General features: G+C 62.9%; 10 protein-coding genes. 3 read left to right on the top strand and 7 right to left on the bottom strand.

Going from position 1 to position 17337, the window contains the following annotated elements; all coding sequences use genetic code 11:
• The first annotated feature begins 613 nt into the window (after positions 1–613).
• The 3 genes from MANAM107_RS11925 to cas6 all read left to right on the top strand — a co-directional run bounded on the left by MANAM107_RS11925 (position 614) and on the right by cas6 (position 4177).
• A complete protein-coding gene (locus MANAM107_RS11925; protein WP_223908956.1) occupies positions 614–1504 on the top strand; it encodes an SDR family oxidoreductase in 891 nt (296 codons plus the stop codon).
• A 406-nt stretch (positions 1505–1910) separates the two neighbouring features.
• On the top strand, positions 1911–3218 hold the full coding sequence (locus MANAM107_RS11920; protein ID WP_223908954.1) for a glycoside hydrolase family 16 protein: 1308 nt from the start codon (positions 1911–1913) through the stop codon (positions 3216–3218).
• A 152-nt stretch (positions 3219–3370) separates the two neighbouring features.
• On the top strand, positions 3371–4177 hold the full coding sequence (cas6, locus tag MANAM107_RS11915; RefSeq protein WP_223908946.1) for a CRISPR system precrRNA processing endoribonuclease RAMP protein Cas6: 807 nt from the start codon (positions 3371–3373) through the stop codon (positions 4175–4177).
• 156 nt (positions 4178–4333) lie between these two features.
• On the opposite strand, the gene MANAM107_RS11910 is transcribed toward cas6, so the two are convergent.
• The 7 genes from MANAM107_RS11910 to MANAM107_RS11880 form a co-directional block, all read right to left on the bottom strand.
• Complete coding sequence (locus MANAM107_RS11910) at positions 4334–5980, bottom strand: hypothetical protein (protein WP_223908943.1); 1647 nt, start codon at positions 5978–5980, stop codon at positions 4334–4336.
• Positions 5977–8424, bottom strand: a complete 2448-nt coding sequence (locus tag MANAM107_RS11905; RefSeq protein WP_223908936.1) for a hypothetical protein — start codon at positions 8422–8424, stop codon at positions 5977–5979. Before MANAM107_RS11905 ends, MANAM107_RS11910 begins: the two co-directional genes overlap by 4 nt.
• 184 nt (positions 8425–8608) lie before the next feature.
• Positions 8609–10774 carry an RAMP superfamily CRISPR-associated protein gene (locus tag MANAM107_RS11900; protein WP_223908934.1) on the bottom strand — a complete coding sequence of 722 codons (2166 nt, stop codon included), beginning with the start codon at positions 10772–10774 and terminating at the stop codon, positions 8609–8611.
• Positions 10775–10811: 37 nt separating this feature from the next.
• Positions 10812–11351 carry a hypothetical protein gene (locus MANAM107_RS11895; RefSeq protein ID WP_223908932.1) on the bottom strand — a complete coding sequence of 180 codons (540 nt, stop codon included), beginning with the start codon at positions 11349–11351 and terminating at the stop codon, positions 10812–10814.
• Positions 11351–12943, bottom strand: a complete 1593-nt coding sequence (locus tag MANAM107_RS11890; protein WP_223908929.1) for an RAMP superfamily CRISPR-associated protein — start codon at positions 12941–12943, stop codon at positions 11351–11353. The genes MANAM107_RS11895 and MANAM107_RS11890 overlap by 1 nt, the downstream gene beginning before the upstream one ends.
• Positions 12940–14970: a type III-B CRISPR module-associated protein Cmr3 gene (locus MANAM107_RS11885; protein WP_223908926.1), complete on the bottom strand. Its 2031-nt coding sequence runs from the start codon at positions 14968–14970 to the stop codon at positions 12940–12942. The genes MANAM107_RS11890 and MANAM107_RS11885 overlap by 4 nt, the downstream gene beginning before the upstream one ends.
• Complete coding sequence (locus MANAM107_RS11880) at positions 14967–16838, bottom strand: hypothetical protein (protein ID WP_223908923.1); 1872 nt, start codon at positions 16836–16838, stop codon at positions 14967–14969. Before MANAM107_RS11880 ends, MANAM107_RS11885 begins: the two co-directional genes overlap by 4 nt.
• Positions 16839–17337: the final 499 nt, after the last annotated feature.

Here is a 17337-nt window from a genome sequence, read left to right as displayed (position 1 = left end):
GTCGGTCGGGTGACACTGTAGTGGCCGCCGGTCCGGTCCGCGCCCGTTGCCCACGGTGTGGACGCCGGTTCGCACGGGGCCTTGGTCACATCGTTGTGGCGATCGACCAGGTGGCGGGGTCGGAGGGTGGAGGGTGTCTCCACGTGCCTCCAGAGCGCGGGGCGCGGGGAGGGCTTGAGGAGGGCGCAGGGAGGGCGCGAGCAGCCCCGGCGCCTCCCCGGGGACGGCTCGGGGATGGCTCTCGAGGATGGCTCCGCGCGTCTTCCCACGGGCCGCCGCGGAGCAGGGCACCGCCCCGGGAGTCGCGTGGGGCCGGTTGGGCGTCACTTCGCGACGGAGGCGACACTTGGCGGTTTGGACGGCACTTACAGGTGTCGTCCAAACCGCCAAGTGTCGCCCATTCCGCCATGTGAGGTCCTTTCTGAGCCTCGTGCGCAGCCGGCGCGCCGCCGCGGGCACCGCAGGGCGTCCTCAAGGCCCCCCCGATCGTGCACCGGCCCCGGCAAGGCGTCCATGCCAGGCGCATAGGCAGGGCTCCACTGCAAGGCCTGGTGCAGGGAGGCCCGCCGGTGCGCACTGGCCAGCGCCGGTGTCTATCGGTATAAACACCTCCATGACACATGCCGATCAGGCGGCCACGAGCCGGACATCCACACCCACCATGGCGATCACCGGCGCCACCGGGAAGGTCGGCGCCATGGTGGCCCAGGACCTGCGCGCCGCGGGCCTGGAGCCCCGGCTCCTGGTGCGCGACGCCTCCCGCGCCCCCGCCTGGGCCCAGGACGTCGCCGTCGCCGACTATGGGGATGGCCAGGCGGCGCGCCGGGCGCTGGCCGGTATCGAGCTGCTCCTCATGGTCTCCGCCGCCGAGTCCGAGAGCCGCCTGGAGGAGCATCGCACCTTCATCGAGGCGGCCGCCTCCGCCGGCGTGCGCCACGTCGTCTACACCTCCTTCCTGGGCGCCTCGCCCCAGGCCACCTTCACCCTCTCGCGCACCCACTGGCACACTGAGGCCGCCCTGCGCGAGTCCGGCATGGCCTTCACCTTCCTGCGCGACTCCTTCTACACCGATTTCCTCATCGAGGTCTCCGCCGACGGCGCTATCACCGGACCCGCCGGCCACGGCCGCGTGGCCACGGTGGCCAGGGCCGACGTCGCCGCCGCGGCCGCGGCTGTCCTGCGCGACCTGGCCGCGGGCAGGACCCACCACGAGGGCGCCACCTACAACCTCACCGGCCCCCAGGCCCTGAGCATGGCCGAGGCCGCGCGCATCATCACCGAGGTCACCGGCCGTCCCACCGTCTACCGCGAGGAGAGCCTGGAGGAGGCCTACGCCTCGCGCGCCCACTACGGTGCTCCCCGCTGGGAGGTCGATGCCTGGGTGAGCACCTACACCGCCATCGCCTCGGGCGAGTTGTCCACCGTCTCCGAGGACGTGGCCCGCCTCACCGGCCGCCCGCCCCTGTCCCTGGCCGATCTGCTGCGCTCACGCCCGGCGGTCTAGAGGCACTCCCCTGCCCTCCCTGGAAGGCCAAGGGCTGGAGAAGACGCCTGCTCACATCATCACGAGCCCGTTGATCCGGTGGGGCGGCAACAGCGTGCTGCCGTCCCTGGGGCCGTGATCCGGCGCTGAACACTGTCACAGATGGGTCAAGGCTCTGTCACAGATGAATCAAGGCTGCCACACTGAATTCGTGCTTGACCTGAGAACGGCAGGACCTGAGTGCGGAGGCCAGAGCGGGCCCCTGCCTGTTGAGTAAGAACCTCTTTCGGCCTCCATGAGTGAAAGGCCACCTATGAATCCCTTATCCCGACAGATGCCCCGGCACATATCCCGACGCATATCCCGACGCACCGCCCTCGCCGGTGCCGGCATCGGGGCGGCCGGGCTGCTGGTGCCCGCTACCGCCATGGCGGACGGCGTCGCCCATCGGCTCGTGCGCACGATCAACCCGGGCGAGACGATCGAGGAGACCATCGAGGACTGCCTGGCCGACCAGAGCGCCGACGCCTCGTGGCTCTACGACTACACCCAGGCGCCTGGCGCCCTGTACATCTCCACGGCGGTCCGCCAGGAGGGCAGGACCTGCTACCGGGCCCTGGTGTACAACGAGAGGGAGAGGATCCGCCTGCGCCTGGAGCGCTGCGAGCCCGCGGGCACGACAGTGATCGCCGAGGGCCCCTCCGTGCCGGTGTCCTCCTATCCGGGTGAGCAGGTCTGGATCCTGCGCACCACCGTCACCGGGGAGACGATCGAAGCGAGGCTCGCCGACGTGCCCGGCATGCACCTGTCCGTCACCGATGGCGCCATCACTCAGGGCTCGCGGGTGACACAGACCTTCTACCTCTCCAGGAGAGCGGAATCCCCCACCGATGTGATCGACACCGACCTGGAGGTGACCTCGAGCGCCCCGGCGGGGACGGACACCTTCTCCATGCTCCTGTACGAGGACCACTTCGACACCGGCACCGACTTCGATACCACGTATTGGGGCGAGCACTACCCGGATTGGAACCCCGGGTATGTTAAGTACGATTGGGGTGTTATCACCCATGACACCCACGACGTCAGGGATGGCGTGGGCCGGATCCTGTGGCGCAAGCGCGAGGTGCCGATCACCAGGTGGCCCAACGAGAAGGACACGAAGGCCGGTCGGAAGACCGTGCGCGATGTGGACACCGCCAGCATCGTCACCCGCGGCAAGCTGGACTTCACCTACGGCCGCGTGGAGGTCAGGGCGCGCTTTCCCCAGTCGCATGAGGGACTGTGGGCAGGGATCTGGATACGGCCCGTCGATGGCAGTGATGGGGAGATCGACATCGCCGAGACCGGGGGCGGTGGTGACAGCACCGGCAAGGTCAGCGCGGACGTCCATTACACCTACGACGAGAATGTGACGGACCGGCATCGACCCGTCGGCGTGGAGCCCAGGCCCGACCTCACCGAGTTCCATGTCTTCGCCATGGAGAAGACCCCGGAGCGCATCTCCTTCTTCTTCGACGGCCGCATGTACCACGAGGTCAGGAGCGATGAGCGCCCCGAGCTGTGGGCCAAGGCCTTCGGGCCGGACAAGCCCTACTACCTGCGGCTGTGCTCGCAGGCCGGGTGGGCCGAGAAGGAGCAGGAGAAGGAGAAGGTGGTCAAGATCGACACGACGACGTTCACCGAGGCCGCCATGGAGATCGACTACATCGGCGTGTGGCAGATGGACTCCTAGCGGCGCCCGGCCCGGGTGCGTGGGCACTGCGGGTGCGGCGGTGCTGCGGGCATGGTGTCGGGCTGCCTGCGGTGAACCCGCATGTCGGGCGCGGCGACGTGGGACAGTGGAGCCTGCGCTGCCGCGCCGAGACGTGCCTGGAGGTGGCTTTCGTGCCCAGTACTGTTCTGGTCCACTTCGATACGCCCGCACCGGTGGAGGCTACTCCTCGACGGCTTCATGCCGCGTGGGGCAGGGTCTTCGACCTGCCTGAGGGGGTCTCGCCGGCGCGGGCGGCCGGGGTGCCGGCGCTGGAGGCGCGCCCGCCGCATGAACTCGCCGGCACCAAGCCGTACTGCTTGGGGGCGATGACGGCGCAGCCGGGCTATCTCGGCGTGGAGCTGCGCCTGCTCGATGATCGGCTGCTGGACACGCTGGACGGGTGGCTGGCCTGGGGCGGGGTGCTGGCGATCGGCGATGGCGGGGGTGGGGAGCCTCCGCTGATCCCGGTGGAGGCCCAGGTCCTGGAGCAGGCCTCCTGGGAGGAGCTGGTGGAGGACGACGGGGCCTGTGCCTGGGAGGTGCGCCTGCTCTCCCCCACGGTGTTCACCTCCCGGGGGCGCCACCTGGATTCCATCTCTCCGGCGTCCTTGGCCACGAGCCTGGGCGCCCGGTGGAGGCAGTGGGATGCGGCGACAGCGCCGCAGCTGCCGGGGAGGGAGGAGCTGTGCCAGGTGCTGGCCGTTGAGGATCGCACCTACGCGGTGAGGACGGGCCTGGGGATGCCGCGGGCCGATGGCCGTGGCCGGTTGTCCTCGCGGCGGATCTCCGCGCGCGAGGGCGATCTGCGGATCACTGCCGTGGCGGGCAGGCGGGCGACCCGAGTGTTCTCCCAGCTCATGTCGCTGGCGCGCTTCACCAATGTCGGCTCCCACACCTCCTTCGGGATGGGGGTGCTGGATGTGGAGCCTGTCGGGTAGGCCACCTCACCGGGTTCGCCTGCGACGCCGTGCATCCGTTATGACAACTGAGGCCAGGCAATATGCGAGTTGGGGTGCAGGATGCGAGTGCGGAGTACTCGCATCCTGCACCCCAACTCGCATATCGGTCGTCGGTTCAATGACTGACGGCGAACGCTACGTCTCATCAGCGTCCGTTCTTCTATCACGGCTCCGTCCGACGCTCTCACTGCGGCGTAAGAGGCTGCGCAGAGACTCTTTGAAGAGCACAAGCGTCAGTAGTTGGCCAAGGGCCAACGAGCCGAGCACAACTACTACCAATCCACCCGCGAACCAGGCCCACGACGCTGCCCCGGTAAGTCTGAGGTTCAGTAGGGACTCCCCGTTGATCCAGATCTCCAGGAGGAGAGTGAGCGGTATACCCACAACGGTGAGTACAGCCAGAGCTCTTTCGATAACGCTGGTTGATCTCTGGCGCTCCGCCTCAATACGTTGCTCTTGCCTCTCCAAGAGGTTCTGCACGCTCTCACGCACTTGGTGGACCTGATCAATCACTTGCTGGACGGAACGCTCCAGGCTTCCCGCCTGCTGCATCCAGCCGAGAATGCGGTCGCACTGCTGGTTGTCCGTGACATCAGTCCACCACTCTCCCGCTAAGAAGACAACAGCCTCACTATCCAGGGCAATGGCCTGATCGATAGCCTGATCCAGGTCGGGAACTGCGTGCGGCAGAGAATCATCATCACCACTGGGAACGAGGTCTCGTAGTTCCGAGGCCACTTCGCCAAGGCGCCTCGACAACGCCTTGACCCGCACGCGCGCCAGGAGTATCAAGAGGTAGACGTCTAGGTGAGTGCTGAATGCGTGAAGGCGTGCCTTCCCCTCCCAGCCATCGTCCTGACGCTGGATATACGCCACAGCGTGCTCATGGATAGTCATCGACCAGCTCTGGGAGAGCATATGCGTGGAAGCCATAACCTCTTCGGCAACGTAATCACCAAACTCAGGCGAGGTACTGAGTGGCATCCACGCCATCTGCCAGCCGAGCACGGCGCAGTGCTGACGTCCCAGCCGTCCTCCGGGGCGGTAGGACCCGGTGATCTTATTACGCATCTCATCCTCGATCGGAAGTCGCACCAGAGCGTCCTGACCTCCAACTTCCTGTCCCTCGGTCGAACTACTGCCAGGACGTCCGCTGAACGCTATCGACGAGAGAAATTTATTGGCGCACCGGTAAGGAACCCAGGCCAGAGTGAATACCCGAGGATGCAGATCACGATAGGTACTACAGCACAAGAGAGGATCAGAGCACGTATCACGAGAGCATTCCCGGATCAGTTCTTCCAATGCCTCACGTAAAGAGTTAATCACTCCTTCTCCGAATCGGCTGGTAACGAAGCCCACGCTATCATCTGTGGCGCGAGCATGAATCACGAGAAAGAAGGACAACTCTCCCGCAGATTTCTTGCCGATATTAAGAACCTCTAATGCGCCGATGTCGAGCGTGGATCCATCCGCCATAATAATCGGAGCAAGCCGCAGAGAATGCCTAACGATCATGTGACGACGGGCATCATCCCTCAAGAGTCGATCAGCGACAGGATGATGAAAATAACCGCAACGGCGATCGCAGGTCATTTGATCGTCGGGCGAATTCTGGAACGTCAACGGCCCCGATTGCCACCCTTCTCCTGCATTCACAGGAAACAGATCGTTCCAGGAGCCGTGTGCACATCCCTCCATAATGAACGATATCCGGAGATCATTCTGATGATCAACATAGGGGAACGGCACCTCAGAACTGTAACTATCGTTCTCGTTCATCTGAGATCCCTCTCCAGCAGTTCATCCATTGCCTCACATAGCGAAGCATAGTCATCATCCCAGTTGTCGGCCTCCTGGGTGTGCTCGTTCTTCACGGCCTCAACTGCTTTTTCTAGAAGATCCGGATAGGAGACACCATTAACATAATACATGCCCTTTAACGATTCTTCCCTAGGGGAGGGAGAACGGAAAGCGCTTGAACAAGCAGCAACGAACGGATCACGATCTCCGCGACCGTGAGTGATCGATGTATTATTTCGCGTCCGGACGATGAGCGCGAGAAGATCCGAAGCCTGAGCTTCGTCCCACGATCCGAGATCAAAGTTACGGGATTTCCTCAGAATGCGATTCTCGCCATGGGCTTCATTTTTAGGAGGATCAGCCAAGAGTTCGCCGGCGATCACCATGAGGCGGGCGCGTGCGTCAGGGGTGCGAGAGCGCGTCCATGCTGACGCCACACCTTGGAGAACCGAGAGGATGCCGGGAGCAACAGAATCGAGATTTCTCACGCCCGCTAACCGGGCGAGCCTATCGGCCAGGTCGCCGGCCTTCTCAGATAGATTGGCTGCCTGCCGGTCTCCAAGAGCCAGCAGGCGTTCTGCGGTGAGTAGATCAAGGCGGTTAACGCAGGATTGAGCTGCCCGTAACAGAGTGGTGCGCACCTCCGCGTCCAAACCGAACTGGTGAACGCCAGGAATTTCCTTACCGTCCTCATGATAGCTAGAGATGAGGAATACAGGTACGCCACGTTCAGCGCCATAATTCTGCGCTCCTCGAAGTGCAGAAAAAATTGCCTCCTTCTCACCCGAGGCGTGTACGACGATCGCACGGGGCCGCTCACGCATACGCTCCAGGTATCTGCTTACCTCTCGACTCAACTGGCCCATCTTGTCGCTCATATCCTCAAGCGAGGTAAACTGGAACGGAGATCCGTACGAGCAAATACTGGTGGAGACTGCACTCCATCCTTCATGTAAGTCAACACAGTTGGAGAGTTCTTCCGCATCCTTATGCGCCTGTTCCTCTATATCAGCGGAGTCGGCGGACAGGATAAGAATATGCGCGGACAGGGGCGTCTGGACACTGGCGGCCCTACGAATCTGCGGCTGAGGAGAATTAGTTATAAGCTGTTTACCTGGCGACTGCCGATGGTGTTGACCCTGCCCTCGTGAATGCGATTGAACTGAGAGGAGAACAATGTCGGGCCCTGGCCAGGACAGCCACGACGGCCGATCAATTCCGCAATCCTTGAAGGTATCAAGCATCTTACTCAGCATGTCAGTATCGCTTGCTGACGCATGAGCGAACCTATGAGTAGCGTTCTTTCCTGCATCATTAAGCCACTGGTGATTCCAGAGCCACTCGTCATGAGGCAGTAATGTCTCCCCCCGATCCTTCATCTTCCTGAAATCTTCGTAGGCGCCGCCGATATGACGGTCTCTTCCTGCTCTTCCCGGTCTTCTAAGAATGTAGTCCCGAATATCATTCTCGGAACAATCATTGTCTTGTATGTACTGCTTGAGCCGCCTGCGGTACTCCGCTACCATCCAGGCGCGCACGGCAAGTGCCGCTGCCAGATCACCACGTGAGAGGTCCGTGAGGACCAGAGTTCCCAGGTCTTGGGGAGTTGGGAGCGCGCACGAACCGCCTGTAGCACGCCTAATTGTTTCGGCCGCCTGGTGTACCTCGCAGTCCTCAACAGCCCTTTGCTCGTCAATGAGCAGAGGAAGCCCGAGGCCCATGAACCAGCCTCGCGTGGGAGATTCTGTTACACCTGACGGCAGGGATATGCTGACCAGTTCTCCTTCTTGTTTAGAATCGGTTCGGGGAAGTAACAGGAGAGAAGAATTATGCGAACGTGCTGTCGCTAGCACTCCGGCTGCCGCAAGAACGATGGCAGCCGCACCGGAGGTGAGGGAAAGAATGGCATGGCCTGGATTGCGATCAAGAATGCCTTCCACGGCTTCGACCACACTATCGATGGCTCTCATGTCATCGATCTCTATGGGCCGTTCCACATTGACCGACAGGTCATAGCGCCTTTTGAGCTCTCTCTGAATATCTCCTTTGGTTAGCAGTCGGTGGAGGGCATTGGCGATATCGACTGTGGCTGTCGTTCCCGCGGAGGTGCACAGCATGACAATCCGGATGTTGTCATGATGCCGGTCCTGCTGGAGAACACTAAGATATTTCGATAGCGGTGTCCCACCCGCACAACTGACATTTTCTCCTCGGGCCTTCTCGCGACGGGTGCTGGCAGGGAAATTCCCATCGAGAAGACATCCCAGAACTGCAGCGGAATCCGTCGGATTCAGGCCTTGCAACTCTTTGATTCGATCAGGCTCGAAACGCGCCCGCTCATGAAATGGCACCCTGCCATGAGTATCGGTGGCATCACTGATACCGAGATCAGAACGACCAACGACGTGGATTAATAACGTCATAGCAGCAACTCCTAGCAGTCGAATTCTATTCCATGCTCACTTATAACGATGGAAAAATGTCTCGCCTCTTCATGGCATCGCCGTAAAATAATCGAGGTCGAGCACAATTTCTCAATAAACTTGCCTGGCAGAGCAATATCCTACGATACAAGATCGCTTCAAAACCTAACTATCGTCGACCACGTCAACGCCTGTGACGAGTGCTGGATGGCTGGCCATCCTCGATGGTAAGTGGTTTCTGACCATCGTCGGCAAGGTTCCGTGGCGAAAATCCAGCTCCACTCGCAGGATGACCGTCTTTCGTTCGATTATTCCTCTTATTCTCGTCCAAGTTCATATATCTCACAACCACGCCGTCGCTGTATCCGTAGGCAGCTCGCTGCATAGCCTTTACCCATGGCATATCACTGAGGGTTTTTACCAAGTCATCATTGAACACAGGGGGCTCCTTTGAGGCACCGGGAAGCCCAAGACATCCTGTAAGACAACGGTACTGTCGAGATAAGTCATATCCCGTAGTCATGCGCACACCGTTTTCAGGCACTTCGACTTTAATGACGCCCAATCCTAGCGGTTTTCCAAGCCCCATCCGAAGGAATCCCTGGGCATCAGGGTTTCCTTTCTTCTCTTGAGCAGGAACAAGATTATTAGGACATAAAACCCACAAAAGGGCGGCTAATTCCTCTGCCTCCACATCAGTGATATAAATAGTGCAAGTCATAACGTTTCCAGTACCGATCCAGTCCTTAACTCTGAAACATAAAGATTCTCCTGAGGAGTCTCCATCCGACGATTGACCAGCACGCTTGGCAGTCCCTGGGAAGCCGGAGTTCTCGAGGTTGTTTCGGTTCACCGGATACGCTGCAGCACCAAGAAGTTGTCCTTCACTATAACAAGCAGTACGGGGTAGCGGCCGCCCCCTGTACGTAGGTGTCCGCCCCTCGCTATCGGTAATAAAACGTCTCGCAGAAGTCGGCTTTGGACTGAGCAGGGGGGCTAACAATTGAGACTTCGCTTGCACTTCTACTTTCGTGGTGTCAACTGGACCCACGACAATTCTGCCTCTCAAGGCGACAGCTCCCCCTTCCGCGCCGTCAACTGTCGTCTTGACAACATAGCCAAAGAGCCGATCAGCAGCACTAGCCTCGCCCCGGTTAGACAATGGCAATACCTCCTGCGCCTCGGCTAAATCTCGAGGGGAGAGAGGGTAGGCGCGACGTCCAACCATGGTGGGCACGACCTCAAGAACCGTGGGCGGCTCAGTGTTGTTCATACTCCTACTGTAATCGTTATCGGAAAGCGTAGCGTATGCAAGATCGCCGCATCCGAGTTCTCGACGCCCTGAATCACCACTCCGCTGCGCTTCGTCGGTGATACGATTATATTGAGGAGTGCCAGTGACTTTTCTATCTTCCTCGTCCTTGCGCTGAGCCAAGTATCCATCAGCGATTGCTTTATACCCCTCGGCGACTTGTCGAGGAATCATGACACGAATTGGCGGGTTATCCGACGTGGAGAAAAAGAAGCGCTCATCATGTTTCCCAGAGAACACATCAGAGGCAGGTCTCCCATCCCGTGCCGTTCGATAGACATACCCCGACGCCTCGACAGACACATCCTTGACGACGTGAATTTCAGATTTAATTCGACAAACCTCGATCATTGAGTCATGATCCTCCGGCTGAATGTGCGTCACCTGCCAGTAGGCATAAGGTCCTATTTTCCCACGAGCTGGATGGAGGCATAGTGCCATACGGCAACACAGCCTCTTCCCGTGAGGTGCCATTTTTTGAAGCTCCGCCAATCCTCCATCCAAGGATATGATAGTATGTGCATTGCTACTGTCGGACACCCCTTGAAGGCATGCAGCGGGCATAATTGGGTAGGTAGTACTGTCGTCGGTGTACTCACGAAGCGAGGCACCGCACAGAAGCTCAGCTTCAAGGTCGCCGTTGCCTCGATGTTCGGTAACGCGAATAGGAATAAGGCGCAGTGCTTCCGCTGCATCTGCCCGATAGGTGAGACGTTGAGACCGATCTTCGAAGATGCGAAATCTTGACGCGGTTAACGTTTCATAGGCTCGTGATATCATTCCTTTGATCATCGTGGGAGGAATGATGACCCGGCCATTCTCGTCCACCGGAAGGCGGACAGTCGACGCCTTATTTCTATTGCTCGACTTTTTCTGCTCTCCGAAGACGAGAGGCGTCATTGTCGTGAGCTGAATATCAATCTCACCCGACCAACGATTCGGATGAAGATGGTCGTGACCCTCACCTTCGAAGTCAGCGAAGATCGATCGAGGTAGTGTTCCACCCTCTGCACCTTTCTTTGCCTTTTTCCTCAGCACAGGAACACGATTTACTGCGGAATGAAACCTCCCCATTTTAGGCCCACCTTCCTGTGAATAGTTCGTCGACGATGACAGTATTCCCGTAGGCCTGTTCTTCAGCGAAGAGTTCCAGGCTGGTCATGGTGGCAGCCTCTCCTGGACGTCCAGACGATCGATGCTGGAGATAGGAGTTGATCCGACACCAGCCTTGCCTGGTTCCGATGTGCTCGTTTTCGTACACCGTTGTCTCGGCGTACCCTGCACCGTTGAGCCACCGCAGCTCGTGAGCGACTACTCCATCATCGTTCCCGCCTTCGGGCTGCCAAAGCCGGAGTTCATAGACCGTCTCCCGGTTCACGTCCTGGTTTTTCATGTCCATGATTCCACAGTTCTTAATCCTGCGCACGGTCACGGTCCCCTGAGTGGTTTCAGCCAGTCCCATCCAGTCGCCAGCTTCCTCGCATCTCCTCAGGGCATCGGCCAGAGTCCCATGCGTATCGGTATGAGTGGTCCATGAGGCACGGCCCAGCGTGGGCAGTGTTTCCCCGAGTCTCTTGGCGAGGTGCTCTCCCCTCGAGACATTTTCTTGATTCATCACTTATCCCCTCCAATGCGATCGGCAGGCACGGGGTCGTTAAGGTAATCCGCCCAATCCCCTGGGCTGATCTCTTCGTTAACTATCTGCAGGTACACGAGAAGATCCTCGGCGATAGCAGCCCCTCTCCTGGAGTTGGGCACATCGTCGACTGGTAGTATCCAGGTACCGTCGAGTAACTCGTCATCGCCTTCTATTTTTAAACTGGTGACATTGACCGCTCCAAATCCACGAGTTCCGCGGCTACCTAGAGGAAGTGTGCCGGTGGAGAGTTCAGCGAGGACCAGGCCAAGCAGGCACAGGGCCGCACGTTGGCGATGGCGGTCCTTTCCGAGTCGTAGTAGGTCGACCTCCAAGCAGATGCAGTCCCACCTGGTCGATGGCACGGGTACTTCCTCGGCGTAGAGGCCCCCTTTGAGGGCTCCCCCGGTCCAGCGGTCCCCGGCGTTGTGGGTGCGCTCCTTGAGCTGGGCCTGGCCCCGGGCGAGGGTCTCCAGGACGCTCACGGCGCCGCGCCGCTCGGTGCTGCCGAACAGGGCCCGCACGAGGGCGGGGTCCTGGGCGAGCTGCTTGTGGACCTCGGTGGTGGACCAGTCGCGCGGCGTGCCCGGCGCGGGCTCCCCTGCCAGGAGGATGGTGCGGGCGATCCGGCTGGCCCTGCTGCGCAGCGCCCCGCGCACGCTGGAGCCGGGCAGGACGAGCGGGCTCGTCTCATCGGTCTGACCGCCCTTCTTCGAGCGCGTCCTCAGGGGCCGGGTGGGCACGGGCTGCTTGCCGTCCGGGTCATCGTCGCTTCCCCGCTCCTTCTTATCTCGCGGCTCGGCCACGAGGACGCCGGTGGGGCTGTCCCAGGTGATGTCGATCCTCAGGCGGGCATCGTCCGGAAGGTCAGTGGCGAGGGGGATATCGATGGTAGCGGGGTTGGGGCTGAGCAGTTGGCGCAGTCCCTCCGGGCTGTCCAGGTGGTGGCGTACGACGGCGATCGAGCCGGTGCTTAGTGCCGGTTCCAGGGCGACCCGCCCCCAGCCGGCGTTGCCGCGACCGCCCAGGCTCACCCTCCCGGCTTTGAGCAGGGCGACGATCTGGCCCAGGAGAGTCTGGAATTCCTCCTGCGGGCCGTCGTCCTCAATGGAGCCGACCTGCCCGCTGAGGTGCAGCGTCAGCTCCTGGCCCTCCGGCACGATCTCGTGGACGAACAGCGCGGTGTCTCCAGCACTGCCCCAGTAGCGGTCCACGGCAATACCGGTGCGCTCCACCCGCGCCGCTTCACTGAGGTCGATGGGGTGGGTGATGAGGGCACTGGCCCGCTCCTGGCAGCCCCACAGGGCGCACATGGCATCTGCGGCATTGTGCCCGTAGGCCCGTATCCATGCGGCGCGCAGGGCGCCCTTGATGGAACGGCCGGGCAGGATGGGCCGGTTGGCAGCGTCGCGCACGAAGAGCCGGGGCTCGGCCTGACGCTCCTCGCCCTCCGCATCACGTGGGCGATTTCGTCGCTCGGCGGAGCGGTCCACCTGGTACTCGGCGCCGCCGCTGTGCAGCGGGGAGAGCGTTGTCAGCCTCAGGTTGAGCTCGTAGCGAGTCAGGCTCATCGTTCCTGCCCTTCCCCGATGAAGTGGTGGTGCTTGAGGGAGCGCACGGTGAAGGTGTCCTTCTCCAGCAGCGGATGGTCGACGACGATGCGCCCGTATCCCTGCTCGCGCAGCTGGCCCAGGCCGTCGCGGGCAAGCGCCGCCAGGTGCTTGCGCAGCTCCTGCGCCTGCCCGGAATCCTCGGGGCGGATGCGCAGGGTGGAGCCGGCCTGGATGGCGATGCGGCTGGCCCGCGGCTGCTGGCCGGCGGCGGACCAGCCGTCGACTCGCCGGTAGCGCAGTCCGGCAGCGTACTGGACGCCGGTGTCCCCGCCGGCGTGGTCGGGCACGAGCCTGACCTCGATGCCGCCGCCCAGGGCCTCCAGGAGAGTACCGATGCCGCCCGCGGGCCCCAGGCCCGGTGAGCGCAGGAGCAGGTCGGAAGTGCACCAGACAGTGACGGCTCCTGCGCGGTCGTCGTCCTGGGCTCCGTCATTCGACGGGGCAGTGGCCCCGGCCTCCGCGGCCCCCAGGGCCTCCAGGTCGCCCAACTGGCAGGTGGTCTGCCCATAGGTGCCGGACAGTCGCCGCGAGCCCAGCCGGGCGGGGCCGCTGAGGATCTCGGGCAGCCGGTCGGCCACGGTGTCGGCCAGCTCCTGGGACAGGCTCACCTCGGCCTGGAGCCGTACCCCGGCCGGTAGTGCGCGAACCATGAACAGCTGCCCGCTGCTGGCGGCGCCGGTGGCGGTGCTGATGGCGGTGGACTGCCGGCCGACGAGTGCCGGGGCGCCGAAGCCGGCGGGTGTGTCGTCGCAGGAGGGGAAGATGTACTTGGAGCGCAGGGGCGTGTGGACGACCTCGGGTTCAGCGGATATCAGCCGGTTCCATACCTCGATGAGCCTCTCCCCCATGTCCCCCTTTGTCTTCACCTTGGGCTGGGAGAGCACGAGGGGCACGGGCAGTCCCCGCACGCCTCCCACGACGGGGGTGGCGTCGCTGACGCGCAGGTGACCGTTGACGACGGCGTCGCGCACGGCCTGGTCACCGGGGTGGGCGCGGCGCAGTTGGGCGTGGATCCAGGGCAGCAGGACAGTCCCGCGCAGGAAGTCCAGGGAGCGCACCTCGTTGGAGTAGGGGACCTCGTAGGACACCAGGGGCGCATCCAGGTCGATGGTGAGGGTGGCCCGTGTGGCCATCTCGGGGGCCGTGGTGCTGCGGCGGGTCAGGGTGGCGGGCGCGGGGCGGGAGCGGCTGGGGATGCTGGGGGTGGTGGGGTGGGCGCTGAGTGCCTCGAGCTGCTGGCGGCACCATTGCCGGTCCAGCTCCTGGTCGCCGTCGATGAGCACGGCCCGGCACTGGCCGTCCCCACTGGTGCGGTCGGAGCCGACGGCGGTGACGAGCTGGGCGGCGATGGCCAGTAGGAGGCGCGCGTCCTGGCGGCCCTGCTCGGTCCAGACGGGTGTGGTGGGGTCCACGCTCTCATCGAGGAGGGTCACGGTGCTGTCGCCGTGGCCGCATCCGGCCCGCTCGAACAGGCGCAGGAAGTCCTCCTTGGCGGCCCCGGTCTCCTCGTCGATGCTCACGCCGATGACCGAGTGCGTGGGGGCGAGCGCCTGGCCGTTCTCATCCTCGACCTTGGTGACGGTGATGGGGGCGTCGCTCAGGGCGATGAGTCGGGACTGGTCGACCGCGTGCGGGCCCGCATCCCGTGGGGGCCTGGTGGGAGTGGGGTGCCTGTCGGGCTGGGCCTCGTCGGTGGGCTGGTCCAGGCTGGTGGGGCGGTGCTGGTCGCCGGTGCCGAATAGTGCGAGGGCGAGTTGGCGCCAGTGGCCATGGGGCTGGGCGCCATCCAGTGCGTGAGCGGCGTTGAGGGCCTGCTCGCGCAGGATCCCGGTGATGACGGTGCCACGGATGATGGGCCGGCCGCCGCTGCCGGCCTCCCTCTCCACGACGGCGTCCACTCCCCCGGCGATGCCGGTGCCGGTCTCCACGCCCCAGTCGGAGGTCAGGGTCAGGCGCAGGGTCAGGGGGTTGCTGTGCGGGTTCACTGCTCCTCCTGGCTGGTGGCTGGGGCGCTCGTGGCGGCTTCGCTGGTGACTGGGGTACTTGTAGCGGCAATGGGGGCGGCCTGCTCCAGGTAGGAGACCGGCAGCAGGTCGGCGAGCTCGAGCAGGTCGAAGACGTAGCGGGGGTCGTCGATGGTATCGATAAGCGTGTCGCCCAGGACGCGGCGCGCATCCTGCCACTCGTCATCGATGATGGCCTCCAGCTTCTTCTCCCTACTTCCATCACCCTGCGCTGCGGCCAGGGCCCTGTCGGAGAGGAGGCCGCGGATGCGGGCGGCGCGGGTCTTGGGGAAAGCGCGGGCGTCCTCGCTGATGAGGCCTCGGAAGTGCCTGGCGAGGTTCACCATGTGCGGCCAGCTCTGGTGCGGAAGATCCTTCTTCGCAGCGGGACCGTTCTTCTCCTCGGCGGAGTCCTCTGCGGCGCTGGCCTTTGGACAGGACTGCGACGTGGGGCCATGAGTGTCGTGCAACCAGTAGGGCCGAGCAGTGAAGGTCTCATAGTCCTTGATGAGCTCGTCCGCCTCGACGATGGTGGAGTCGAACAGGGCGTGGTAGGTGAGGGTGGAGCGCTCCTTGCCCTGGCCCGCGCTCTTGCCAACCTTCTTGGCCTTGCTGACGAGATTCTCGGACAGGTCGTAGGCGAGGTGGAAGGGGAAGGGCCTCGGGACAATGACGGCGCCGGCTGCTGCGGTCATGGGGCTGGGCCTCTCTTGCTCCTGCGCCCTGGGGCTCAGGTGGCACAGGAGCGCGTCACGGCTAGTGGCCTCCTCGTAGGCCCGAAGATAGGTCACCATGAATGGCAGGGCATACGAGCCCTCGGTGAGGACAGTGACGTCGTCGCCTCCCAGGAGGATGGGGACGACGGGAATGACACTGGATCGGGGGTTGGCAGTCAGCCACCACTGCGCAACGCTGGCCCAGGCGGTGAAGAACGAGCGCTCGACAGCGGTATCGAGCCTGGTGTTGACTTGCAGGAGGAAGCGGCGTAGAGCATCAGCGTCGGCCTTACGGCAAGAGATCACCTGCTCCAGGACTTGCTCCGGTACCTTCTGCATACTTGTCTCAAGGCTCTGCATGATGGCGCCGACGCCGTTGCCGTCGATGTGGATGACGGCGATCTTGGATAGGTCGGGTATGGAGCGGCTAGTAGATTCACTGCTGGGCCCATCCTCCTGCTTCTGGGTAATGCGGTCCGCATCGAAGGCCTTCTCCAGTGCGAAGAGGCTGTCAGCCAGAAGCGCAGCAGCATTCCTGCCGGCAATCACCTCCTTGAGTGCTTCGCTGCGCTCCGCTTTACTCACCAGGTTCTGGCGTGCCTCGCGCGAGCAGGCGCGCTTGACCTGGCTGGCCAGGGAGTAGGCGGTGGTCATGGATGGCGTCTGGTTCAAGAGCTCAGCGGGTGGGGCGGCGGGCAGGACGGAGTCGTGGCCGCGCTGGAGGAAGGGCGCCTGGGGGAACCGGGCCTCGGCGGGCGGGCGGCTGAGGGCGTAGCGGCCGGCGATGACGTGGATGCCGGAGAGGTCGGCCTCGGTGATCGCGGGGGGCTCGTCCGGTTCGGTGCTGAGCTCGGTGAAGACTCCGGTGACGTCCATGCCGGGGGCCAGGGCCAGGACGCGGCGGGTGACCTTGCCGATGAGGCGCCTGGCCGAGTCCTCATCGGGGACGGTGAGGATGATCTTGCCGGAGGAGACGGAGACCTCGGTGGCCTTGATGCCCTCCTGCTCAGCGAGGGCCAGCGTCCAGGGGGCCAGCATGGTGAGGAGGTAGGAGCCGCCGACGTTCTCCCGCTGGCGGGGCGAGGAGAAGACGTAGCGCTGGTTTCCGTTGGTCTCGAGCATGACCAGGTGCATGGGGTCTCGCCCTCTCCTTGCCTGAACCTGTGCGCATCCTGTCACGGACGCAAGTTCCGGGTGACAGTTTGCCGGATCAGTACTGTGCCTCACCTATGACTATAGACCCCCAATAGCGGCTCCTCACCCCGGCGGACTCCCTTGATCGGCGGGATTTCGCCAGAAACAGGACATCTGACATCTTGCTGAAAACGGACTGAATGTTTGCGTAATTTTCGTTGATTGATCTCGGAATGAGTGGTGCGCTCCCGGCTTTTTCCAGGGCAGGGCTTGACACTGCCTCCTTCACCCCTGCCGGGCCAGCCCATCTTTGTTAGGTCATAACACTCCGGACGTTGCCGGGCGGCCTTGCCGATTCGGGGCGCCCGCCCGCTACCCCCGACCGTCGGACCGCCTCGTCGCACATCTTCAGCCCCCACTGCCCGACCATCCACCGGGACATCCCCGGAATCATGCGGATCAGCCGGCCATCAGGCCCTGAAGGCATGCAGCATCCGAG

It is taken from the genome of Actinomyces capricornis (genome assembly GCF_019974135.1).
Classification (GTDB): domain Bacteria; phylum Actinomycetota; class Actinomycetes; order Actinomycetales; family Actinomycetaceae; genus Actinomyces; species Actinomyces capricornis.
This window is presented reverse-complemented; position numbering and strand designations above follow the sequence as displayed.

What these genes read in the sequence shown, in the direction of transcription:
- MANAM107_RS11925 (WP_223908956.1), top strand. Translation starts at nt 614, where the DNA reads ATGACACATGCCGATCAGGCGGCCACGAGCCGGACATCCACACCCACC.
- MANAM107_RS11920 (WP_223908954.1), top strand. Translation starts at nt 1,911, where the DNA reads ATGGCGGACGGCGTCGCCCATCGGCTCGTGCGCACGATCAACCCGGGC.
- MANAM107_RS11910 (WP_223908943.1), bottom strand. Translation starts at nt 5,980, where the DNA reads ATGAACGAGAACGATAGTTACAGTTCTGAGGTGCCGTTCCCCTATGTT.
- MANAM107_RS11905 (WP_223908936.1), bottom strand. Translation starts at nt 8,424, where the DNA reads ATGACGTTATTAATCCACGTCGTTGGTCGTTCTGATCTCGGTATCAGT.
- MANAM107_RS11895 (WP_223908932.1), bottom strand. Translation starts at nt 11,351, where the DNA reads ATGAATCAAGAAAATGTCTCGAGGGGAGAGCACCTCGCCAAGAGACTC.
- MANAM107_RS11890 (WP_223908929.1), bottom strand. Translation starts at nt 12,943, where the DNA reads ATGAGCCTGACTCGCTACGAGCTCAACCTGAGGCTGACAACGCTCTCC.
- MANAM107_RS11880 (WP_223908923.1), bottom strand. Translation starts at nt 16,838, where the DNA reads ATGCACCTGGTCATGCTCGAGACCAACGGAAACCAGCGCTACGTCTTC.